This window comes from Mycobacterium sp. 852002-51163_SCH5372311, from assembly GCF_001667115.1.
Lineage (GTDB): Bacteria > Actinomycetota > Actinomycetes > Mycobacteriales > Mycobacteriaceae > Mycobacterium.
The window spans coordinates 21,001-44,688 of record NZ_LZIJ01000167.1 but is presented as its reverse complement, the minus strand read 5'-3'; the positions used below and the strand labels follow the sequence as shown (position 1 = coordinate 44,688).

11 protein-coding genes are annotated in these 23,688 nt (G+C 63.6%); 7 read left to right on the top strand and 4 right to left on the bottom strand.

All coding sequences use genetic code 11. The annotated features are described in order from the left end of the window. Positions 1–134: 134 nt before the first annotated feature. A complete protein-coding gene (locus A5791_RS18535; protein WP_067239955.1) occupies positions 135–1,067 on the top strand; it encodes an SAM-dependent methyltransferase in 933 nt (310 codons plus the stop codon). A gap of 520 nt (positions 1,068–1,587) precedes the next feature. Here the strand turns inward: A5791_RS18535 and A5791_RS18530 are convergent. Beyond that, complete coding sequence (locus tag A5791_RS18530) at positions 1,588–13,866, bottom strand: BTAD domain-containing putative transcriptional regulator (RefSeq protein WP_231995956.1); 12,279 nt, start codon at positions 13,864–13,866, stop codon at positions 1,588–1,590. 522 nt (positions 13,867–14,388) lie between these two features. Between A5791_RS18530 and A5791_RS18525 the strand changes: the two genes are divergently transcribed. Together A5791_RS18525 and A5791_RS18520 are read left to right on the top strand one after the other, a co-directional pair. After that, positions 14,389–15,024 carry a class I SAM-dependent methyltransferase gene (locus A5791_RS18525; protein WP_067239953.1) on the top strand — a complete coding sequence of 212 codons (636 nt, stop codon included), beginning with the start codon at positions 14,389–14,391 and terminating at the stop codon, positions 15,022–15,024. 116 nt (positions 15,025–15,140) lie between these two features. Next, positions 15,141–15,572: a nitroreductase family deazaflavin-dependent oxidoreductase gene (locus A5791_RS18520; RefSeq protein WP_067239952.1), complete on the top strand. Its 432-nt coding sequence runs from the start codon at positions 15,141–15,143 to the stop codon at positions 15,570–15,572. 102 nt (positions 15,573–15,674) lie between these two features. Here A5791_RS18520 and A5791_RS18515 read toward each other — a convergent pair whose 3' ends face one another. Next, positions 15,675–16,331, bottom strand: a complete 657-nt coding sequence (locus tag A5791_RS18515) for a hemerythrin domain-containing protein (protein ID WP_067239950.1) — start codon at positions 16,329–16,331, stop codon at positions 15,675–15,677. Positions 16,332–16,497: 166 nt separating this feature from the next. On the opposite strand from A5791_RS18515, the gene A5791_RS18510 reads away from it, so the two are divergent. Further along, the gene (locus A5791_RS18510; protein ID WP_067239947.1) at positions 16,498–17,148 is read left to right on the top strand and encodes a TetR/AcrR family transcriptional regulator; all 651 of its coding nucleotides are present in this window, start codon (positions 16,498–16,500) and stop codon (positions 17,146–17,148) included. Between the two features lie 82 nt (positions 17,149–17,230). On the opposite strand, the gene A5791_RS18505 is transcribed toward A5791_RS18510, so the two are convergent. Continuing rightward, positions 17,231–17,896, bottom strand: a complete 666-nt coding sequence (locus A5791_RS18505; RefSeq protein ID WP_067239944.1) for a TetR/AcrR family transcriptional regulator — start codon at positions 17,894–17,896, stop codon at positions 17,231–17,233. Positions 17,897–17,947: 51 nt separating this feature from the next. On the opposite strand from A5791_RS18505, the gene A5791_RS18500 reads away from it, so the two are divergent. Beyond that, on the top strand, positions 17,948–19,231 hold the full coding sequence (locus A5791_RS18500; protein ID WP_067239941.1) for a glycosyltransferase: 1,284 nt from the start codon (positions 17,948–17,950) through the stop codon (positions 19,229–19,231). A gap of 92 nt (positions 19,232–19,323) precedes the next feature. On the opposite strand, the gene A5791_RS18495 is transcribed toward A5791_RS18500, so the two are convergent. Beyond that, on the bottom strand, positions 19,324–20,040 hold the full coding sequence (locus tag A5791_RS18495) for a sensor domain-containing protein (protein ID WP_231995953.1): 717 nt from the start codon (positions 20,038–20,040) through the stop codon (positions 19,324–19,326). A 210-nt stretch (positions 20,041–20,250) separates the two neighbouring features. Here A5791_RS18495 and A5791_RS18490 point away from each other — a divergent pair, with 210 nt between their 5' ends. Then, the gene (locus A5791_RS18490) at positions 20,251–22,041 is read left to right on the top strand and encodes a serine/threonine protein kinase PknE (protein ID WP_067239938.1); all 1,791 of its coding nucleotides are present in this window, start codon (positions 20,251–20,253) and stop codon (positions 22,039–22,041) included. 183 nt (positions 22,042–22,224) lie between these two features. Then, complete coding sequence (locus A5791_RS18485; protein WP_067239935.1) at positions 22,225–23,439, top strand: CaiB/BaiF CoA-transferase family protein; 1,215 nt, start codon at positions 22,225–22,227, stop codon at positions 23,437–23,439. Positions 23,440–23,688: the final 249 nt, after the last annotated feature.

The following is a 23,688-nucleotide window of genomic DNA, read 5'->3' as shown; positions in this document are numbered from 1 at the left end:
TGTACCCGCATTACGGCGTGTCGCCGTACAACAGCGCACGCTCGCGACCAATGGTGATGTCAGCCGGAGTGTTGTTAAACAGACTAAGTGTTAAACTGGCTAAATATCCCTCATCATGACATTGGAGAACAAGCGTGCCTCGCACAGACAACGACACCTGGGACCTGGCGACCAGCGTGGGCGCGACCGCGACCATGGTGGCCGCCGCGCGCGCAATCGCGACCAAGGCCGACCCTGCCGTGATCAACGACCAATTCGCCGAACCGCTGGTTCGAGCCGTCGGCGTTGACTTCTTCACGCGATGGGCCGCCGGCGACCTGCTCGCCGCTGACGTCGACGACGAGGAGTCCACCTGGAAGCTCGAGCACATGCCCGCTGCGATGGCCGCCCGAACCCGCTTTTTCGACTCCTTCTTTCAGGATGCGACGCAGGCCGGCATCCGTCAGGCCGTGATCCTGGCCTCCGGTCTGGATGCCCGCGCCTACCGGTTGGCCTGGCCGGACGATATGACGGTGTTCGAGGTTGACCAGCCCCAGGTGATTGCATTCAAGACCACCACCCTCGCCGGTATGGGCGCCGCCCCGATAGCCGAATTACGCACTGTCGCAATCGATCTTCGCCAGGATTGGGTTTCAGCACTTCGCGAGGCCGGTCTGGACACGAGCCGGCCGACCGCCTGGATTGCCGAGGGATTGCTGGGATACCTGCCGCCGGAAGCGCAGGACCGGCTGATGGATAACATCACCGCGCTCAGCGCCGCGGGCAGCCGGCTTGCGGTCGAAGCAATTCCGAGCAGGCCGCAGCGAGACACCGAGCAGGCGCGCGAGATGATGCGCAAGTCCACTGCCAAGTGGCGCGAGCACGGATTCGAATTGGATTGGGAAGAGCTAGGTTTCGAGGGTGAGCGCAAGGACGTCGCCGACTATCTGGACGGCCTGGGTTGGCGGTCCGTCGGTACGCCGATGAGTCAACTCTTGGCCGACAACGGTCTTGAGGCTCTCCCGCAGACTCACGACTCCGTGTCCATCGCCGACACCGTGTATTACAGCTCGGTGCTGAGCAAGTGACGCCCGTCGGCTACTGCATCGGGTGTGAGCTGAGGGCTTTCAGTGTGAGCTGAGGGCTTTGCGCGTGAAGCCACGGCTTTCGGTGTGAAGCCAGGGCTTTGCGCGTGAAACCAGGGCGGGATCCGGCCGAATTGTCCGCCCTGGATTCACTGGCAAAACCCAGGATTCACCCGCGAAGCCCGAGACAGCGTATTTGCCGTCGCGCCTGACACGATGGGCTTGCTCCTCGTCGTGGTGGCCGACAGATCTGGCTCGGTTGTTGCAAAGATGGTGTCGGGCCGGGGCAGCTTGGTGGTGCGTAGAACCGGCGGCCGTATGTTTCTCATGAGTCCTATCCGTCACCGAATCCGGGGTGTATGTCTTCTTGTCCACCTTCAAGCGACAATCGTTGCGCAGCAAGCCAATTTGTCGCTCGGAGGCGGACAAAGATACACAAGTCTCTTCTCCGGTGATGCGAGTGACCGCTGTGGCCAATGGTGTACCGAGTCACCGAGGGGGCATAAGTCGGACGGTGACGCTGTCAGACGGAGGAACCAGGTCGATCGAACTCGTCGAACCTCGCCAGCGCGGCCTCGAGTTCTGCCTCGTCGAACATTTCGAGGTGGCTGATTGAATCGCCGTCAACCCGGTAGAGGTTGATCATCCGCCACTCGGCGTCGAAATCGTCGTGCGAAATGCCGCGCGCGGTGTGGGTGACGACCGCTCCGAGATCGCTCAGCCGGTGCACGGCCTCCATGTAGATGCTGATGTCCGACGTTTGCTCCCAGAGAGCCTGGATGGATGCGGACAGCTCCCTCGCCTTGATCTTCACTAGCGGTCGGTGGTCGACGTAGGTCCAATCCGGCGTTGTTGCGGGGAGTTCGCGCCGGTTGAACCCGGCGTACAGCCCGGCGATGACCGACCATGTCTGCGCGTGCGCGGCCGCTTCGCCGGCGAGGTAGCGGGCGTCGAGTTCCTCAAAGGCGGCATCGATATCGTCGAGGTCGAACACGATCTCCGCCGTGACTCGATTGTCGGCGTTGATTTCTCCAATGCCGAGCATCTCGGCGTGGAACGCAGTGGGCCGCGGATCTTTTGACGTCAGCCGGGTTTTCGCGAGAACGAGGCGCGTCCCACGAGTCGCCAGGAATGCCGACGTTACTTTCGCAGTCCCAACGTTCGCGGCCCCCTGCAAACTTTCCATCTCGGCATCTCGACCGTGCCGGATCCCGCCGTTCACCACCCGCCGCCGATCTTCGGTGCAAATGTCCTCGGCGAGCACTTCGGCGACGGCGGGCCAGTCGCGGGCCAAGAAGCGCGACTGCAGATGTTCGAATACTTGGCTTGCTGCGTTTTCGAGCCGTTGCTGCTGCAGTTGCAGTTCCTCGAATCTCGCGACAGCGGGGTCGACGTCTGCCTCTTCGAAGAATTCGCAACGGTTGATCTGGTTGCCTTCAACCGTCATAACGTCGGTCATGCGCCATTCGGCGTCGAGGCCATCGTGTGACGTACCCTTTGCCAGATGGCTGATGACCGCACCGCGATCGGTCAGCCGATGAACGGCCTCGATATGTATGTTGGTGTCCACCAGAAGGTCCCATGTGGCGCGGAGGAACGCCTTCAGGTCGCCAGCACCGATAACTGAAAGCGCGCGATGGTCGACTTCTGCGAAATCAGGTGCCATCGCAGGGATTTCGCGTCGGTTGAGCAAGGCTAAAGCGTCAGAGATGATCGACCAGGTCTGCGCGTGGGCGGCGGCTTCCCCGGCTAGGTAGCGAGCGTCGAGTTCTTCGAATGCGGCATCGATGTCGTCGATGTCGAACGAGAGCTGCGACGCGATCCGCTCGTCGGTGTCGATCTCGGCGACGACGAGCATCTCGATGCTGAATTCCCCTTGTCGCTGATCGCGGTTGGGAGAACAGATGCGTGTGAGTGTGAGGCGCTCGGCGCGGGTCGCGACTACCGACCACGATATGGGCGCCGCCTCGGCCAGGGCTTGCAGGTTTGCGATCACGGCATCGCGACCGTCCCAGAATCCGGCAGTCGTCACCATGTCATGGCGATCGTCGATGACACTGTCTTCGGTCAAGAGCTCTGCTATCGCCGCCCAGTTGCGGGCCCGGAAATACGTGAAAAAGCGGTCATGTGCCCGGCTTGCTGCATTTTCCACGCGCGGCCGCGGCCGCAGTTCCTGGAGCCGGGCGAGCGCGGCGTCGATATCCGATTCGTCGAAGAGCTCGCAGCGCGTGATTCGGTCGTTTTCAATCGACAACACCGCGATCTCGCGCCATTCGGCCTCGACGCCGTCTTCCGAAGTCCCACGTGCCATATATGTGAAGGCCGCGCCGAAATCGGTTAGCCGATGGACTGTTTCGAGGCGAATAGCGAAGTCGGGCATGAGATCCCATGTGGCCCAGAGGGTTGGGACGAGGTCTCCCGCCGCCGTCGTCGTCACTCGTCGCCGGTCGACGTTGACCCAGTCGGGTGCCGTCGGTGGAACTTCGCGCCGATTCAATCCGGAGAATGTTCCCGCAATGACCGACCAGGCTTGCGAGTAAGCAGACGCTTCGCCGGCGAGGTATCGTGCCTCGAGTTCCTCGTAGGCGGCGTGGACGTCGTCGGGGTCGAACAACAGTTGCGTCGTGATGCTGTTGTCGGTGTCGATCTCGACGATGCCGAGCATTTCGATGCCGAACTCCCCGTGCCGCAGGTCGCTGTTCGAGGAAAGCATCCGCGTGAGGGCAAGGCGCTCTCCGCGGGTCGCAATCACGGTTAACGTGATGTTCGCCGCGGCCCCGGCCAGCAGTCGCATGCTTGCGATCTGGTCAGCTCGACCGTGTCGAACTCCCGCGCCCACTACGCGACGACGATCGTCGTTAAAATAGTTGTCGGCCAACATTTCCGCCATGGCGTCCCAGTCGCGGGCCTTGAAGAGTTCTAGGAAGCGCTCCGCCAGACGGCTTGCCGCGTTTTCCAGCCGCGGTGCCTGAGAGTCCAGTTCGTCAAACCGAGCAATCGCGGTGTCGATGTCTGCGTCATCGAATACCTCACAGCGGTTGAACGCGTCGCCTTCGATTGTGAGCACAAGGACTTCCCGCCATTCGGCGTCGAAGCCCTCTCGCGAGGTTCCACGCACCACATGGGTGACGACAGCACCGAGGTTGCTCAGCCGATACACAGCCTCGACATAGACCGTGACGTTGGGCGCGAGATCCATTGTGGCGTGCATGTACGCGGTCAATTCACCGGGTGCGAACGCTCGTGCACGTCGATGATCGATGTTCACCCAGTCGGGCGCGGAGAATTCGTGCTGGTTGAACTCGGCGTAACCCCTTGTGATGACCGACCATGAGTGTGAATAGGCGGCCGCTTCGCCGGCGAGGTAGCGGGTATCGAGTTCCTCGAAGGCGGCGTCGATTTCGTTGACATCGAACCAGGTACGCGCAACGATGCGCTCCTCGGCGTTGATCTCGACGATGTTGAGTACCTCGGTGTGGAATCCCTCCGGCGCCTGATCTGGGCCGGACCACTGCCATCGGAGGCGGCTGAGCACGAGACGTTCTCCACGGGTGGCGATAACGCCCGACGGCACGATCCTGATTCCGAGTCCGGCGATTTCCTGCGCGCTTGCGATCGCGACATCGCGACCCGTTAGGAGTCCGACGTTCACGGCGTGGCGACGATCGTCGACTGAGTAACTATCAATTAGCATCGCCGCCATCGCGTCCCAGTCGCGGGCACTGACGCACGCCATGAGACGCTGGTCCGCTCGGCTTGCCGCATTTTCCAGTCGACGTGACTGCGACTGCAATTCTTCAAATCTCGCGAGCGCGGTTTCAATGTCTGCCTCGTCGAATATCTCGCAGCGGTCGAGCAGGTCGCCTTCGATTGTGAACAGGAGGACTTCCCGCCACTCGGCATCGAAGCCCTCTCGCGAGGTTCCACGCACCACGTGGGTGAGGACAGCGCCGAGCTTGTTCAGCAGATGCACGGTCTCGACGTAGGCCATGACGTTGGGCGTGAGATCCACTGTGGCACGGATGTATGGAATCAGGTCGCCGGGCGAGAAAGCCCTCCCGCGACGGTGGTCATCATTCGCCCAGTCTTGCGTCACAGCGGGGAGCTCATGTCTGTTGAACGCGGCGAAAGCCCCCAAGATCAGCGACCAGGTGTGCGCGTAGGTGGCTCCCTCGCCCCTGAGGTAGCGGGCATCGAGTTCCTCGATGGCGGCGTCGAAGTCATCGAGGTCGAATGAAATGAAGGCGACGATCCGCTCGTCGGCGTTGATCTCGGCGATGACGAGCAACTCTGTGACAAATGCCTCTGGTTCTTTATTCCGGTGCACGAAGCTGCCCCGAAGGAGGACAAGACGCTCCCCGCGAGTCGCTATGGCGGTCGACGTCACGTTCACGCTCCACAAGTCGGCGGTCGATCGCGCGTCTGTGACCCAGGCGTTTGGGCCATGTCGTACTCCTGCGCCGACGACCCGTCGGCGATCATCTCTGGAAAAGTTGTCCGCCAGTGTCTCCGCCATGGCGTCCCAGTCACCTGCCACGAAGTGCGCCGAGAAGCGCTCGGCAACGCGGCTTGCCGCGTTCTCCGGCCGCGATGTCGGCCGGCTGAGCTGTTCGAACCTCGCGATCGCAGCGTCCAGGTCTGTCTCGTCGAATAGCTCGCAGCGGTTGACCATGTCGCCGTCGAGCATCAAGAGGTCAACCCCACGCCACTCGGCATTGAAGCCCTCTCGCGAAATACCCTGTGCGGCATGGGTGCAGACAACCCCGACTTCATTCAGCCGATGCACCACCTCGACGTAGGTTCGGATGTTCTGACCAAGTTCCCATCCGGCACGGACGTATTCGACTAGCTCGCCCGGGCCGTACGCTGCTCCACGACGGTGGTCGATGCTGACGCAGTCGGGAGAGATCTGACTCAGCTCGTGACGGTTGGTCGCGGCGAAGCCTTCCGACATGACCGACCACGTGAGCGCGTAAGCGGCCGCTTCGCCGGCGAGGTATCGGGCATCGAGTTCCTTGATGGCTGTATCGAAATCATCGGGGTCGAGTGAGACGACTGCGACGATCTGCTCGCCAACCCCGGTTTCGACAATGACGAGCACCTCGGTGAGAAATGCCTCGGACTCTGAATCGCGGCCCGAGAAGTTGGCACGTAAGAGGGCGAGGCGCTCGCCGCGGATTGCCACGACTGTCGACGTCATATCCATGCTAGACAGGTCAGCGATCACTCGCATGTCCGCCACGTGGGCATCTCGGCCGTGTCGGATTCCCGCGCCAACTACCCGACGACGATCGTCGGTGGAAAAGGTTTCGGCGAGCATCTCCGCCATGGCTTCCCACTCGCCTGCCGCAATGTGTGCCAAATACCGCTCGCCCCTTCGGCTTGCCGCGTTTTCCAGCAGATGCGCGGGGCCGCCCAGCTCTTCGAATCTCGCGAGCGCGGCGTCCAGATCTGTCTCGTCGAAGATCTCGATTCGGTTAGTGAGGTCGCCTTCGACGGTGAGCACGTTGATACCGCGGAACTCGACGTCGACGCCCTCCTCGGAAGTCGCGTAGCCGACCCAGGTAAAGACTCCTCCGAAATCGCTTACGCGATAAGCGGTTTCAATATAGACGCCGCCGTCGGACAAGAGATCCCAAGCGGTATGTACGTAGGCCGTCAGGTCACCAGGAGCAAACGCAATCCCTCGCCGGTGGTCGATATTGACCCAGTCCGGTGTCGTTGGCAGTGGCTCGCGCTGGTTAAGTGCGGCGCAACCTCGTGTGATGACGGACCACGTGTGCGCGTGAGCGGCCCCTTCGCCCGCGAGGTAGCGCGCGTCGAGTTCCTCGATGGCAGAGTCGAAGTCGTCGGAGTCGAACATCAAGACCGCCACGATGCGCTCGTCGGCGTTGATCTCGGTGATCCCGAATATTTCGATCCGGAATGCCTCGGGCCCTTGTTCGCGGAACGAGAGGTGACCACGCATAAGGGCAAGGCGCTCGCCGCGGGTGGCTATGACGGTCACCGTTACGTTCGTGATGCCCAGGTCGTCGAATTCCCGAAGGTCGGCGATCTCGGCCTCTCGACCATGCCGGACTCCCGCGCCCACCACACGACGGCGGTCGTCGTGGGAAACGTCGTCGGCCAGTATCTGCGATACGGCGTCCCAGTCGCCTGACAACCAGTGCCCCAGAAAGCGTTCGCACGCTTGGCTTGCCGCGTTTTCCAGCCGAGGTGTGGGCCGGCTTAGCTGTCCAAACGTCTCGATCGCGGTGTCCAGGTCGGCCTCGTCGAATAGCTCGGAGCGGCTGAGCATGTCGCCTTCTACGGTCAGCAGGTGGATATCGCGCCACTCGGCGTCGAAGCCCTCTTGTGAGATCCCGCGCGCCACATGGGTGACGACCGCTCCGATGTCGCTGAGCTGATGCACCGCCGCGATGTAGATCTTGGTGTCAGGCGAATCCTCCCATGCCGCTTGGAGATACGCGATCATGTCACCGGGAGCGAATGCTGCTCCAGCACGGTGGTCGATGTTTACCCAGTCTGGCGTCGTCGCGGAGAGCTCGCGCCGATTGAATCCGACGTAGCTACCCCTGATGACCGACCATGTGTGCGCATGAGCGGCCGCCTCGTCGGCAAGGTAGCGGGCGTCGAGCTCGGCAATGGCGGCCTCAAAGTCGTCTGGATCGAACGTGACCAGTGCCGCGATCCGCGCGTCAGCGTCGCTCTCGACTATCTGTAACAGATCGACTTGAAAGGCCTCGGGTTTTTCGTCGCCGCGCAAGTATCGGGCACGAGTGAGTACAAGGCGTTCCCCACGGGTCGCAATAGCGTCGACCGTCACGCGCGTGACCCCGAGGTCGGCAGCTGCCCTGAAATTATGGATCAGGACATCCCGGCCCTGTTGGAGACCGGCATTCACTACCCGCCGACGATCGTCGCTGGAAAGTTGGTCAGCCAGTATGGCTGCCATAGCGGTCCAGTCGCGGGCCTCGAAGGAGGCAAGGAACCGTTCATTTGCGTGGCTTGCCGCGTTTTCCAGCCGCGGTGTCGGCTGGCTGAGCTGTTCGAACCGCGCGAGAGCGGTATCGAGCTCAGTCTCGTCGAAGATTTCGGCGCGTTTGATTCGGTCGCCTTCGACCGTCATGAGTTCGACGATGCGCCACTCTGCATCGAAGCCCTCTTGTGAGGTCCCGATCAGCACTTGGGTGAAAATCGCTCCGACGTTGTTGAGCCGATGCACAGCCTCGATGTAGGAACGGACGTCTTGCTCAAGGTCCCACTTGGCGCGGATATATGCGGTCATATCGCCGGGGGCAAAAGCGATCCCGCGCCGGTGGTCGAGGTTCACCCAGTCCGGTGTCGTGGGCGGTAGCTCATGCCGGTTTAGAGACCAGTACGCCTCGGTGATCACCGACCACGTGTGCGCATGGTCGGCTGCTTCGCCGGCGAGGTAGCGAGTATCGAGTTCCTCGATGGCGGCGTCGATGTCGTCAGGGTCGAACACGACGATTGCGGCGATCCGATTGACGTCATTGGTCTCGACGACGCTGAGTACCTCCACGAGGGCCTGCTCAGGACCTTGATCGCTGGCCGAGCAGCAAACACGCGTGAGTATCAGGCGCTGTCCGCGGGTGGCAATGACGGTCGATGTCACATTCGTGAACCCGAGGTCAGCACTCGCCCGTATATTTGCCATCTGAGCGTCTCGATCGCGTAAAGCTCCTTCACCCACCAGCCGACGACGGTCGTCACTCGAAAAGTTGTCGGCCATAAGCTTCGCCATCGCATTCCAGTCGTGGGCGAAGTACGCATTGAAACGGTCGTACGTCTGACTGGCCGCGTTTTCCAGCTGTCGCGCCGGCGTGCTGAGCTGTTCGAACCTCGCGATCGCGGTTTCCAAGTCCGCCTCGTCGAAAACTTCGCTGCGGTTGACTAACTCGCCGTCTACCGTCAACATGGCGGTCTCTCGCCACTCCGCGTCGAAGCCTCCTCGCGAGGTTCCACGCGCAGCGTGCGTTACAACCCCGCCAATGTCACTCAGTCGTTCCACAGCCTCGATGTAGATCTTGATATCCGGTGCAAGGTCCCACGTGGCACGGAGATACGCGTTCGTGTCGCCCGAGGCGAACGATCTTCCTTGCCCATGGTCGACATTCACCCAGTCGGGCGTCGTCGGGGGAAGTTCACGCCGGTTGAACGCAGCGTAGGTCCGCGAGATAGCCGACCACGTGTGTGCGTAAGCGGCCGCTTCGCCGGCGAGGTATCGCGCGTCGAGCTCTTCTAGTGCGGCATCGAAATCGTCGGCGTCGAACACGACGCGGCTCAGCACCCGTCCGTCGGAGTCAATCTCGAGGAGGGAGAGCATTACGTTATGGAAGGCCTCGGGCCCTGGATCGGTGCCAGTGAAGCGAGCCTGCGTGAGGACCAGGCGCTCTCCGCGGGTCGCAATGACGGTCGACGTCACATGCGCTCCCAGATCGGCTAGCACTCGGGCGTTTACGATTTCAGCGTCACGACCATGCCGAAGACCGGCATTCGCAACGCGACGACGATCGTGGTAGAGCATGTCCTCGGCCAGAGCCTCGGCCGCCGCTTCCCAGTCGCGGCCGGCGAAGTAGGCGTGGAGGCGCTTGTCCACTCGGCTGGCTGCATTCTCAAGCCGTAGCCGCCGCGGCTGCTCTTCCTCAAACCGGGCGTGCCTGGCATCGAGTTCGGCCACCGCCGCGTCCATGTCTTCGATGTCGAACCAAACCTGCAGCGCGATTCGACCGTCCTCGTCGAGGCCGGCCACATGCAGCATCTCGTCTTGCGGCGCACCGGAACTCCGATCTGAAGTGCCAATCACCACGCGGGTGAGAGCAAGACGCTCACCACGCACCGCGACGGCTGCGTGTTGGTAGCGCACCATGCCCGTCGTCAGAAAACGTCGCATCTCGTGTGGCCACTGGTCCGACGGGATTTGGACTCGCGGAAAGCCGACGACCTTCCTGCGGCTTTCGACGGACACATACGGGGCAAACAGCTGCACTACCTCGTCCAAGGCCTCGCGATTGACCGCATCGATCAATCGGCTGCCCGCTTGCACACAGGCGTTGGTCGGTTCGATGCTCGGCAATTCGCGCAGAATTGGTGGCGCCTTGGGCTCGCCGACAACGCGGCGGGCCTTCTCCGCAAGCGCCGCAGCGCCTTTGCGCTCATACAAGCCCACCGCTCGTTCGGCGGCAGCTCGCGCCCCGGCCGCATCTCCAGCGGCGTCCAAAACCGTGGCCAGAGCCAGACACGCATCGCCATGGTCGACCAACGCGTCGGTGCGGCCGGCCAGGTTGACCGCAGCCTCGGCCGCCCGACGAGCCTCCGCGTGATCACCTCTGCGCGACAACAGCTTCGCCCGCAGCGTGCGCCAGGCGATCGACGCCTTGAGTGCGTGCCCAGCGAGGCGCTCGCTCTCCGAACACAATTCGTCGGCCTCGTTCTCTCGGCCGAGCGCCAGACAAGTACGACCCAGCAGCGCGGCGGTCTCGGCCGTGTCGGCGTCCAGACCCATGCGACGAAAACCGTTGTAAGCCTGGCGCAGATGTGGTTCGGCCGCGGCAGGATCGTCGGCAACCAGCTCGACAATGCCGGCGAACTGCTCAACCTCCAGCAGCGCATGGCGCAGGCCCAGTTCGGTAACCGTGCGTCGCGCCGAATCGATCATCCGTCGGGCCGCCGCATCGCGGCCGCGGAATGCCTCCAGCACGGCCTGGCATCGGGTCGACGTCGCTTCGACCGCGGGGGAGTCCGTCGTGATGCGCAACAGCCGGACCACATCAAGGCATCGCCCGCCCGCCCGCGGAACCGGGTTGGGTCCCCATAGGGCCGCAAGGGGCGCGCCCGCCAAAACCGCATTCACCCGCCGATATTCACGTGCGCGTCGCGCTGCGGTCAGAGCATCGTCCAGCGCGACTTCACACTCGGCGATTCGCCCAAGCCGGCCCAGGCACGTTGCTCGCACGGTATGGGCATTGGCTTCGCCTGCGGCATCGTCAAGTGCGGCAAGCTTTTCGGCAGCTGTACCCAGTGCAGTCTCGACCTCGTCCAACCGTTCGGGATGGATCAGTACTGACAGCTGACCGTCGAAGCATGTCGCCCATGCCGCTAGCCGGGCCGAATCGACTGTCGCCTCTTGCAATTGGGAGACCGCACCCGCTGCCGAACTCACGTCGCCCGCGGCCAGCAGTGCCTCGCAGCGTGCGATCAGCAGTTCGGCGACTTGGTCGTCGCGATCGGGCAGCTCCTCGTCAAGCTCCTCCAACGCGTGCAGGGCGTGGTCGTACAGGTCTGCGGCGCCTTCGTAGGCCAGTCGCGCCATGGCCTGGTCCGCGGCACGCCGGCAGTAGAAGACGGCCTTGGCAGCGTTTCCCGCCCAGGCACATTCGAAGTAGTGGTGAGCCAACTCGGCCAGCAGCTCGTCGTCGGCACCTGGCTGGGTCTCCAGTGTCGCGGCGATGCGCTGGTGCAGGCGCATGCGCCGCACCGACGCCAATTCGGCCAGCAGGGACTGCCGCACGATGGCGTGGTTGAAACGATAATGACCGCCGGCTTCTTCGATGACGATGCCGGCTTGGCACGCTTCGTCGAACGCGTCGATGAGATCGTTGCCGACCACATGCTCCACCAAATCCACGGCAAAACGGCTGCCGACGACCGCGGCGGCCGCAAGGGCTTTGTTGGTCTCGGCCGGAAGCCGAGAGAGCCGGCGGCTCACCGCCTCGCGGACCCCCTGCGGCAGCGTGCTCTGATCCCAGACGCCGCCACTTTCATCGACATGCCGCAACGCCTCGATGAGGAAGAAGGGGTTACCACCCGTGACCGACGCCAGCGCGTGGGCGAGTTCCTCGTCGTCGTACCCGGCCTCAGCCACATAGGTGGTCACGTCGTCCTGGTCGAGGCCACTCAGGTTGAGGCGGTATGCGGTGCCGTCACGGTGCAAATCGGCGAGCATCGCCGCCAGCGGGTGGGAGCGGTCCAGGTCGGTGCTGCGGTAAGTGCCGACGATCTGCACGCGGGCGCGATCGCCGAACCGCAGCAGGTGCCGCAACAGCAGCAGCGTCGGCTTGGCTGCCCAGTGCAGGTCGTCGAGTATCAGCACGATCGGCGCGCCCGTGGAGGCAATGTCCAACAGCGCAACGACGGCATCGAAAAGCGCATAGCGCTCGGTGTCGGGATCCGCGCGAGCAGGCGTCGCCAGATCGGGCACCACATCGGGCAACCCGGGAACCAGCGGAAGCAGCGCCTCAACACCGCGCAACCCCCGCAGCCGGCTTGCGCCCATGCACGGCACCAGTGAACGCAGGGCTTCCGCGAATGGCTGATAGGGCGCGCCGAGGTCCTCGTCACAACGGCCGTACAGCACGACCGCCCCTTGCTCATACGCCCGCTGAGACCATTCGCCGGCCAGGCGCGTCTTGCCGACACCGGGTTCGCCGGCGATCAGCACCGTGCGCACACCACCGGCGAGCGCGGCCTGCCACGCCGACAGGAGTCGTTCGAGTTCGTCGCCACGCCCAACGAAAGGCCCGGGGCCGCTCAGTACCGGCGGGAATACCGGCCGTTGCATCGGCGGATCGCTGGTCGGCGCTTGCGGGCTGTCGTCGGCGGTCTGCAAACGCAGCTCGAATACGTGCTCCGGTCGCGCGAGGTTTTTCAGCTGACGCATTCCCAAGTCAGTGAGGTCGACGTCGTCTGGCAGTGAATCGATGACGAGCTCCGCGGTCGCTCCGGAGCACAAGATCTGTCCACCTTCGGCCAACGACCGCAGGCGCGCGGCCCGGTTGACTGCCCGCCCGAAGTAGTCGCCGTCGCGCAGTTCCACCTCGCCTGTATGAAGTGCGACGCGGATCCGCAGCGGCTCGCGCAATGCCCACGGCTCGTGACCGATCGCGTCTTGGATCTCGATGGCAGCGGCCGCAGCCGCGGACGGCCGTTCGAAGACCGAAAACGTCGCATCGCCCTCGCCGCGTGTTTTGATCAGCCGTCCAGCGCGCGCCGTGACGACCTGTTCGATGAGTTCGTCGTGGCGTGCCAGGGCTGCTGCCATGGCATCGGCGTCTGCTTCCCAGGCGGCGGTCGATCCCTCGATGTCGGTGAGCAAAAAGGTCACCGCCCGCGTTACCGACGAAAGATGCTGCGCCACAGGGATATCCAGCGACGTATCCTGCGCGACGATCGCGGCCTCCAGCCGACGCAGCTCCGGCCCGGGGTCGACGCCCAACTCGTCGGCCAGTAACGCCCGCGCACGCTGGTAAGCGCCGAGTGCTTCACCCTGCCGGCCCGCACGGTAGAGCGCGAGCATCAACTGGCCCCAACGCCTTTCGCGCAGCGGCGCCTCAGCCACCGCCGCCTCGAGGTCGCCGATGACTTCCGCGGCGCGACCCGTCGCGAGCAACGCGTCTGCACGATCCTCCACCAGCGCGGCGTGTCCTTCGATCCAGCGGGTCTTTTCGGACAAACCCCGTCGGCAGTCGGGCAGTTCGGGAACTCCTCGCCATAGGGCGAGCGCCTCGTCGAAGCGGGCCACCGCCTGGCTGATGTCACCGCCCGCCGCGGCCTCACGCCCCGTTCTGGCCGCCAACTTGTATCGCGTGGCGTCGACTGCGGCCGCGGCCACGATCCAGCCCGCGCCCTGGGTCAAGACGAAGCCGTCGCCAAGAGTCCGGCGCAGCGAGGAGATGTGGGTCTGCAGGGCCTTGGCAGCGGTGCGTGGCGGATCGTCGCCCCACAGCAGCTCGATCAGCGTGTCAGCCGAAACCACCGACCCACTGTGCAAGCCCAGCATCGTGAGGATGGCGCGCGGCTTGGCGCCCGGGATAGTGACGGGCCCGCCGTCCTGCCGGACCTGGAGAGGTCCCAAAACCCCCAGTTCCACCGATGAAAGCGTACTCACATCAGCCATCGTCGGTAGCACAATTCAATAGATGGTCAAGGTCGAGTAAAGGCCCGCCAGCAACTCCGCTCGGGGCACTGATGCTAAAGAAAATGAGGTCTGCAATGGGGCATTTTCGGCGGCGTTGCGCTATCGGTACGGTCGCGCTTGTCATGGCAGCCTTGCCGATGGCCCCACTTCCCGCTCCGGCAGTGAGCCGGGCCGACGACGATTGCGCTCCCGGCTGGGCCTGGAGCGTCGAGCTCAATGAGTGTGTATTCGTGCTTCCCGCCGCAAACGGCCCCGGCGGGCCAGGTGGCCCCGGCGGACCCGGCGGCCCGGGCGGACCAGGTGGTCCCGGGGGACCGGGCGGACCCGGGGGACCGGGACGCCACTAGCAACGGCTGTCAAAACCGTCGCGGTAGTGTTGCGCAAATGACTGAACCGCGACGCCGGGGGCTAAACGACGCGGTCACGCGGATGTGGACATTCCTGGCCCCGGCTTACGATCTGCCGTTTCTGCAGCAGTGGGTTTACCGTCCGCCGCACGACGAGGTGATCGCCCGGTTGCGCGGCCACGGATCGCGAAGAATAGCTGATATCGCCTGTGGCACAGGTATTCTCAGCGATCGGATCGAGCGTGAACTACAGCCCGACGAGATCTACGGCATCGACATGTCCGACGGCATGCTCGAGCAGGCCCGCGGCAGATCCGACCGGGTGAAGTGGTTGCGCGCCCCGGCCGAGCAGCTGCCCTTCGATGACGGCGCGCTCGACGCCGTCGTGACCACCTCTGCGTTTCACTTCTTCGACCAGCCAGCCGCGTTGCAAGAGTTCCACCGTGTGCTGGCGTCCGGAGGACTGGTGGCCGTCGCGGCTCTGAGCGCACGACAACAGGTGCTCCAGGCCCCGTCGGACCATCGGTGGAAACCGCAGCACAATGCCTCACCCGCCGAGATGCGGACACTGTTCGAAAACGCGGGATTTACCGTCAGCGACCAGCACCGTATCCCGCGGCCGCTGTGGACCCGGCTCATCTCCGACCTGATAACCGTCGGCATCAAGACTTAGGAGACTCACGTTCGGCATTATGGTCGCGTCGAACGTGGGGCATAGGTACGCGTTGCCCATCGTTTTCGTCCATACCACCCACGTTCGAGGAGTGAGGCAAGCACTAACCTGGGGAAATGGGTGACGACGCAATGAGCGGGGAGCGCGATTTCAACGAGCGCAACATCGAGGAGTTTCGCCGCAATGGCGGCAAAGTGGGCGGACAGTTCGAGGGTTTCCCGCTGCTGCTGTTGACGTCGACGGGCGCGAAAAGTGGCGCCCCGCGAGTCAATCCCGTGGCCCACTTCGATATCGACGGCAAGATCTACATCGTCGGCTCGGCGGCGGGACGGGATAACAACCCAGCCTGGGTCCACAACATTCGCGCCAACCCCGAGGTAAGCATCGAGATCGGTTCGGAAGCCCCGAAGCCGGCGACCGCTCGCGAATTGCCGCGTGACGAACGCGATTCCATCTATCCGACCGTCGTCGAGCGCGCTCCAGGATTCGGCGAGTACGAGCAGCGAACCGACCGAGTCATTCCGGTCTTCGAGTTGGTTCCCGCCTGATCGGCTAAGACCGCAAGACCGTTTCAGCCAACATGCGCCGAACCCAAGCTTTGTAGCGATTCACGGTCCATCCGTCTCGGTGGGTCACTTGCTGCCGCAGGGCTAGACAGCAATGGGGTGGAGGTTGGCTTGGTACCTGGCGAAGGTGCGTCTCGCGAATAACTGGATCAAAATGCGTTGGGGCAGAGGCACGATGGAAAGGAGCCGCCGTGCCTCGTCAGGCGACGAAGCGTCGAGGACCAGGCCGCTCAACACAAGTCCGAGCCGGAGATTTTTCCGCGATATGAATTCAGCCCCGCGGGCGACGCATTTCTGCCATTCCTCGGGAGTGATGTGTTGGTTGATGAGGGGAACGATGTTCTGCTCTTCGTCGGCAAGATGCTGATTGACTCGAGTAGATAGGTCCTCCAGCGCTTCGACAAGTTGCTGAGCGAGCCAGGGGTCGGCCGACGTGACCCACGAAGCTAAGACTGACATCACTCTGGCGTCAGCCTCGGCTATGCCGTGATGGGCTTGTTCCATTCGGGTGATGTCCTCGGCAGAGGCGGGGGCTCTCGCATGCAGTTTCGGCCAGATCAGATCGTCTTCAGCGGCATGGTGGTGGTGTAGCGCGGCCACGATGAATTCGAGGTGAGCGCCGACGACGGCGGATCGCGCTGTATCGCCGGCCACTACGCTCCGGACCAGCAGCGGGGCATCATGTAGCCCATTTCGAAACGCCCGATGAGCGATTGCCATATCAAACGCGTCCGTTGGCATTTTGGCTCCTTTCACGGCGCACCCCCGCCGGAACCCGTTGCTTCTGCGCGAAACCTATGTACCGCGTCGAGGTTGCTCGTCGCGATCGCTACGTGGTGAAATGCGATGATGATGCACTTGTGTGATTCCAGAAGCAATTGAATTAATACAGTAGCACTGTACCGAAATGACCGAAGAAGTCAATCCTCGTCGCCGATACCGCTCGTCGGCGCGCACCCGGCAGCGTGAGGCAACGCGCGCGGCGATTGTCGACGCCGCGACGGCAGCATTCATCGACAATGGCTATGCGGCGACCACGGTGGCGCAGATCGCCGCGCGCGCCGATGTGTCGCCGGAGACGGTGTATGCCGTTTTCGGCACCAAGCGAGACGTATTACGGGCGGTGGTCGAGCAAGCATCTGCAGGCGCACCCAGCACCGACGCCTGGCGAACTGGAGCATGGCTTGATCGGGTGAGGGCCGAGCCCAGCCAGCGGCGCCGACTCGAGCTGATCACCGACGCGACCCGTGGCGTTCTCCGCCGCGTTGCTCCGATCGACGAAATCGTGCGCTCAGTGGCCGCATCCGATCCCGAGATCGCCGAACTTCAGGAGGAACTCGAACGCCGCCGGCGCAGCGACCTTCGGGGGCTGGTCCAACTGCTCGCAGAAGCCGGACGGCTGCGAGTCTCGATCGACGACGCCGTGGATCTGTGGTGGGCACTTGGCCACAGCACCGGGCCGTACCGCTCGCTCACCGTCGACCGACGGTGGAGCGACAGGCGGGCGCGAGCCGCACTCATCGATGTCGTAGCTCGCGCAATCCTCGACGACGCGTAGTTGACGATGACTGTCGTCGAGCGCTCCGGGCTCCGGCGAGTACCGACCGAGTCACCCCGGTCTTCCAGTTGGTTCCGACCAGCTAGGACCGCAAGACCGTTTCAGCCAACATGCGCCGAACCCAAGCTTTGTAGCGACTCACGGTCCACCCGTCTCGGTGGGTAATACGCAGGAAGGTGTCGACGCTGCAAATCACCGCGCTGGTTTCGACGAGTTCGTCGAAGGAGACGTTTTCCCGTAGCCATCCCCGGCCGCGCCAGACCCTGAGCACTCGCCGAACCTGTTGGTTGATGCCTGCAATGAAGTCATTGAGATAGCGATCTAGTTCTGCATCGACGCTGGCACCGCCGATCAAGGCAAGCCCAAGTTTCGCGGTCCGTTCGTGCACCTCGGCCACAAAAGCGACCAGATAGTCGAGCGCTTTGTCGCAATCCTGAATGGCGATCAAGCGGCGACCGACCTCCAGATTGAGAAGGTTCTCTTCGCCGGCGACACCGAGTGCGGCGTATTCGGCGGCCGAGATGAGCAGTGCCGCTTTGGGCCCCTGCCCTTGCACCGTTTCGGGAGAAACGCCGGCCGCCTCGGCGATCCTCGCCAGGGTGGTACGGGCGTAGCCGTTCTCGGCGAAGAGTTCGGCCGCTGCGGCGATCACCCGCGAACGAGTCTGCTCCGCTTGCTGTTGACGCAGCTCTGACCGATACGCCCGCGACCGGCGGGTGGCCTTTTCGGATATTGACTGCGGTGCCATAGTAATGAATACTACTACCACGCAGTGAAGCGTGAGCCAAGGGGACGCACCGTGAAATCCATCCTCATCGCCAGCATCCCCGCCCAGGGCCACGTGGCGCCGATGCTTGGCATTGCTCGCGGATTTGTAGAGCGCGGTGATCAGGTGCGGTTCATCACCGGCGCCCGTTTCGCCGACAAGGTTGCCGCGACAGGGGCCACGCACATCCCGCTGCCGCCCGACATCGACTACGACGAGAGTTGTCTCGAACAGTTTCCCGAGCGCGCGAAATTGAAGGGAATGAAAGCAGCCGCGTTCGACGTCGAGCACTTCTTCGCTCGTCCGGCACGAACCCAATACGAGACCCTCATGGCACTCCATGGCGCGCATCCTGCCGACATCGTCTTGGCCGAAGGGATTTTCATCGGGGCGACGATCCTGCTCGGACATCCGCGCGCAGTGCGCCCGCTGGTCGTGATGTGTGGCGTTATACCGCTTACGATCAGCAGCGCGGACACCGCGCCGTTCGGCCTGGGGCTCCTGCCCGCCCGTTGGGGCAACAGGCAACGAAACGCCGTACTTTCCGCGCTAACCCGCCGAATATTCCGTCAGGCCAACAACATCGTCGACAGCCAGTACTACCAGGTGCACCAGACACATCTTCCGTGCGCATTTATCGACTGGGGCACTCAGGCCGACGCAATCGTTCAATTCACCGTCCCCGCGTTCGAGTATCCGCGTTCGGATGCGCCGCCGAACCTACATTTCGCCGGTCCGCTCTGTGCCGTGGGTTCGCAGGCGCCGCTACCGGAGTGGTGGTCCGACCTCGACGGCACCCGGCCCGTCGTCCATGTCACCCAGGGGACAGTCGCCAACGTCGACTATCGGCAAGCCATCGCGCCGACGCTTGAGGCGCTGGCCGACGAAAACGTCATAGTGGTGGTGAGCACCGGCGGACGACCCCTCGACACACTGCCCGAACTGCCGGAGAATGCCCGCGCCGCAACGTTTCTCCCGTATGACGAGCTACTGCCACGCACGGCCGTCGTCGTCACCAACGGCGGATACGGCGGCGTGCAGTATGCGTTGCGCTACGGGGTACCGGTCGTCGCCACCGGCGGCAAAGAGGACAAGCCCGAAGTCGGCGCGCGCGTAAAGTGGTCCGGCGTCGGGCGCCGGCTCCGCACCGACCAGCCCTCGCCCCGCGCCTTGCGCAAGGCCATCCTCGACGTGCTGAACCAGCCGCGCTACCGCGAAGCAAGCCAGCGCATCGCTGCCGACATGGCCGCGGCGCCCGGTTTTAACTGCCTGGGCGAAGTGGTCGACAAGCTCGTCGCGACCAAGCAACCGCTTTGACTGCTGCGAAGGTGCAGCTGGCGACGGCGCTACTCGAGAAATACGTTGCCAGTTGCACTTTCGCGTGGGCAAATCGGTGTCGCGTGCAAGCCTTATGCGGTCGAGTTGATCAGTTCTTCGATCTTCTTGATCCGTTTGGCCACCAGCGGCTTGATGTCGATGGAGTGGTCGGGGGAGCAGGTGACGATCTGCGAAACCACGTTGGCCATGGCGATCACCGCGAAGTCGCAAATCCATTGGTCACCTTGCAGTTTCGTCGACCATTGCGCGACTTCGGCAGAGCTGGGCTGTAATGCGGCCGGTTGCACGGTCACCTTGCGCTGATCGTTGCCCCACGAGGTGATGGGTTGCTGGCACCCGGACACCGTTTTGCGGACGGAGTCGAGAAAGCCTGCTGCGTTGAAGCCGCTTGGATAGGTGGCCGACACCTCGAGCAGCTGGTGCTGATTCTGCAGGGCGTCGGACTGGGTACGTGCCTCCCGGCCGGTGTAGTTCTTGGGGAACAGCGCGTAGCCGCCATAACCCGCGACGCCCTGGCATTCCGCCGGATCTGCGCCGCTGAACAACGCGGACTGCATGTCCTGTTCGAACAGCGGACTGCCGGCTACCACCGACAGCGACTCCGACGGCGTCAACAAGTCGACCAGCTGGGAAGGGAAGATCGGACCGTTCGATGCGCCGCGCTTGCCGGCCTTAGGGGTGCCCGCGACGACGCTTGTGCAACCGGCGAGCAGGACGCACACAGCCAGTGCAAAACCGCAAACCACAAGTGTGGTTTGTCGGCGATTGGGCACCTGGCGCCACAGCACGATTGGATCTCCTTGGCCGGGGTCGAGCTCCATCTTGGCCTAAAGGGTGCTGGATAGCAGCCTCACTGTTCGAACTGTGCGCCGGCATTGCTCAAACCATTAGCCTTGTCGTGCACGCCGGCGCGTACTCGGGTCCGTCGCAACTGCGGTCGGGGCACACATGTGCTCCTAATCGGTTTGCGGCAGGCGTTGGCGAGTAAGGAGTCGGCGATGGGTGAAACCCCCGGTTCGCGGGAGGGTACACAGTTCGGGCCGTATCGGCTGCGGCGCCTGGTTGGTCGCGGGGGCATGGGCGATGTCTATGAGGCCGAGGACACCGTGCGCGAGCGCATCGTGGCGCTGAAGCTGATGTCGGAAACGCTGTCCCGCGATCCGGTCTTCCGCGCACGCATGCAGCGTGAAGCCCGCACCGCTGGCCGGCTGCAGGAGCCGCACGTGGTGCCGATCCACGACTACGGCGAGATCGACGGCCAGCTCTACGTGGACATGCGCCTGATCGACGGCATCGATGTGAGCACGATGTTGAGCCGCTATGGGCCGCTCACGCCACCGCGGGCGGTGGCGATCGTGCGTCAGATCGGTTCCGCGCTCGACGCCGCGCACGCCGCCGGGGTGACCCATCGCGATGTGAAGCCGGAAAACATTCTGGTCAGCCGCGATGACTTCGCCTACCTTGTCGATTTCGGGATCGCCAGCGCCACGTCGGACGAAAAGCTGACGCAGCTCGGCAGCACGGTGGGCACCTTCAAGTACATGGCACCGGAGCGATTCAAAGACTCCCAAGTCACGTATCGGGCCGACATCTACGCATTGACCTGCGTGTTGTACGAGTGCTTGACGGGTTCTCCGCCCTATCGGGGCGACCAGATCAGCGTGATGAGTGCGCACCTGCACCAGGCGGTCCCGCGGCCCAGCGCGGCGCGACCGGGCATCCCACTGGCTTTCGACAGTGTGATCGCACGGGGTATGGCCAAGGATCCCGCCGACCGATTTCCGACCTGCGGTGATCTGTCCGCGGCCGCTTACGCAGCGCTGGCCACGCCAGATCAGGATCGTGCCACCGACATTTTGCAGCGCAGCCAGGTGGCGAAGCTGCCGGCCGGGTTTGCGGCCGCTCCGCCCAGCGGCTTTGCGGCTGTACCGCCTGCGCCCACTCGTCCACCGACCTACGGTCCCACACCGGGGACAGGTTGGCCGTCGGGCCCTGGGCAGACCGTTACTCCGGGTGGACCGTTGCCGCAGCCGGCGCACTGGACCGGGACACCGCCATGGGGTCAGCCGTCGTATGCGCCGCCGCCCCCACGCACACGTACGCCGTGGGTGTGGGTGGGCGTCGCGGCCGCCGTCGTGATGGCCCTCGTCGGCGGGGTGCTCATCGTGGTCGCCAAGCCGTGGGAGTCTCCCACGCCCGAGCCGTCGCCGTCAGCGCCCCCAGATGCGGTCGCGCTCAAGGTTCTCGACGACGGTGTGTCGGCCGGCAGTTCAGTGGCGCCGATGACGATTGACGTCTTCAACGAACCACTCTGCCCGCCGTGTGGCACCTTCATTCGCTCGAATGCCAGTGACATCAACTCCGCGGTGAACACTAAGAAGCTTACGGTGCGCTACCACCTGCTGAACTTCCTCGACAACTCGTCGTCCAGCAAGAATTACTCGACACGTGCAGTCGCCGCGACGTATTGCGTTGCAGCACAAAACGATCCGAAGATCTATTCCGATTTCTACTCCGGCCTGTTCGCCAGCAACTTTCAACCGGCGGAAGGCGGCAGTACCGACCACACCGACGGCGAACTGGCGCAACTGGCCAAGTCTGTCGGCGCTGACGACTCGGTGGTCGGCTGCATCAACTCCGGAGCCGACCTCGGCACCGCCACAACCAAGGCCGCAAACGGCAACAGAACGATGTCCGGGCTCAATTCCACTGGAACGCCGTTCGTGTGGGACGGCACCAAGTCCGTCGACTACAAGCAGCCGGGCTGGCTCACGAAGCTGATCGGCTAGCGAGTCGGCGATTGCATCCCCGCCATCGAGTCCGCGTTGGCGGCGCCGAAACTGCGCACAGAGTGTGACTTTCCGTCGGCAGATAGCCCTGGGCGCAGTCTCGATCCGGCAGGCCGCGCAAGCGGTCGAAAGGGGTCAGGTAATACTCGACAAAGCGCGTCCGACAAAAACGAAGGGTGTTCAATGGCGAAACCACTCGAAGGTATCCGGGTCTTGGAAGCGGCCGTGTGGACATTTGTGCCTGCGGCCGGGGCGGTGCTCGCCGAATGGGGTGCCGAGGTTATCAAGATCGAGCCGCGCGTGGGCGGCGATCCCCAGCGTGGCCTGGTCACGATGGGTCTGGTCCCCGGCGGCCCGGACGGCGTCAACTACATGATCGAGATGCCCAATCGCGGCAAGAAGTCGATCGGTGTCGACATGACGACGCCGGGCGGACAAGAGGTGGTGCACGAGCTCGCCAAGACCTGCGACGTGTTCCTGACCAGTTATCTGCCGAGCAGGCGCAAGCGGTTCGGCATCGAGCTCGACGACATCCGCGCCGTCAACCCCGACATCATCTACGTCCGCGGATCCGGCTACGGACCCAAGGGCCCCGACGCGGACAAGGCCGGCTATGACGGGGTCTCGTTCTTCTCCCGCGGCGGCATCAGCGACGCGTTCACCCGCGACTTCCCCGAACCGGTTATGCAGACACCGGCATTCGGCGATCTACTGGGCGGCTTGACGATTGCCGGCGGCGTCGCGGCGGCCCTGTACAAACGCAAGGCGACGGGGGAGACGTCGGTGGTCGACGTGTCTCTGCTCGGCCTCGCATCCTGGGCGATGAGTCCGCAGGTCACCGCGGCCATGCTGTACGGCGGCGACCCGATGCCGAACTTCACCCACCGCGACATGCCCAACCCGCTGGTGGGTACCTACAAAACCCAGGAAGGCCGCTACATCACTTTGATGATGCTGCAGGGCGAGAAATTCTTGCCCGAGTTTCTTTCCGTGATCGGGCGGTCGGATCTCTTGGAGGACAAGCGATTTGCCGACCCTCATTCGCGCTACGAGAATCGGGGCGAGTTCATCGACATCCTCGACGCGGAGTTCGCCGCGCACACTGTCAACGAATGGCGCGAGATATTGGCGCCGCTGTCGGGCGCGTGGAGCGTGCTGCAGAAGCCGAGCGAACTACGGCACGATCCAATGGTTGTGGCCAATGGCTACATTCCTGAGGTCAACGCGATGAACGGCGCGCCCTACATCCTGCCCACCAACCCGGTGCAGTTCGACGAGCAGCAGGTGAAGCCGACGGGAGCGCCCGAACATGGTCAGCACACCGAGGAGGTGCTGCTCGAGGCCGGCGTCGAATGGGACAAGATCGAGCAGTATAAGGAACAGGGCGCCATCCTGTAGTCAGCTTTGATCGGCGAGCAAGGCCGTCGAAAGCTGGGGCCTTCAGGCTGCTGTGCGTCGTCAACCCCACCTGTCACTCCAGTCCCCAGAACGGACGATGTGTCTTTTGTCCGACTCGTAGCGACAAATTGGCTTGCTGCGCAACGGTTGTCGCTCATAGCTGGCCAACAGTCGAAACACCCCGGGTTGTCGCGCTGAGGCGGACAAAAGACATACCCAAGTAGATCTTGTGGCCCGTGGGACTAGTGA

Bases quoted from the DNA above. Each gene is read 5' to 3' on its own strand.
- A5791_RS18505 (WP_067239944.1), bottom strand. From the start codon at position 17,896: ATGGCACCGCAGTCAATATCCGAAAAGGCCACCCGCCGGTCGCGGGCG.
- A5791_RS18510 (WP_067239947.1), top strand. From the start codon at position 16,498: ATGACCGAAGAAGTCAATCCTCGTCGCCGATACCGCTCGTCGGCGCGC.
- A5791_RS18515 (WP_067239950.1), bottom strand. From the start codon at position 16,331: ATGCCAACGGACGCGTTTGATATGGCAATCGCTCATCGGGCGTTTCGA.
- A5791_RS18525 (WP_067239953.1), top strand. From the start codon at position 14,389: ATGACTGAACCGCGACGCCGGGGGCTAAACGACGCGGTCACGCGGATG.
- A5791_RS18530 (WP_231995956.1), bottom strand. From the start codon at position 13,866: ATGCTGGGCTTGCACAGTGGGTCGGTGGTTTCGGCTGACACGCTGATC.
- A5791_RS18485 (WP_067239935.1), top strand. From the start codon at position 22,225: ATGGCGAAACCACTCGAAGGTATCCGGGTCTTGGAAGCGGCCGTGTGG.
- A5791_RS18490 (WP_067239938.1), top strand. From the start codon at position 20,251: ATGGGTGAAACCCCCGGTTCGCGGGAGGGTACACAGTTCGGGCCGTAT.
- A5791_RS18520 (WP_067239952.1), top strand. From the start codon at position 15,141: ATGGGTGACGACGCAATGAGCGGGGAGCGCGATTTCAACGAGCGCAAC.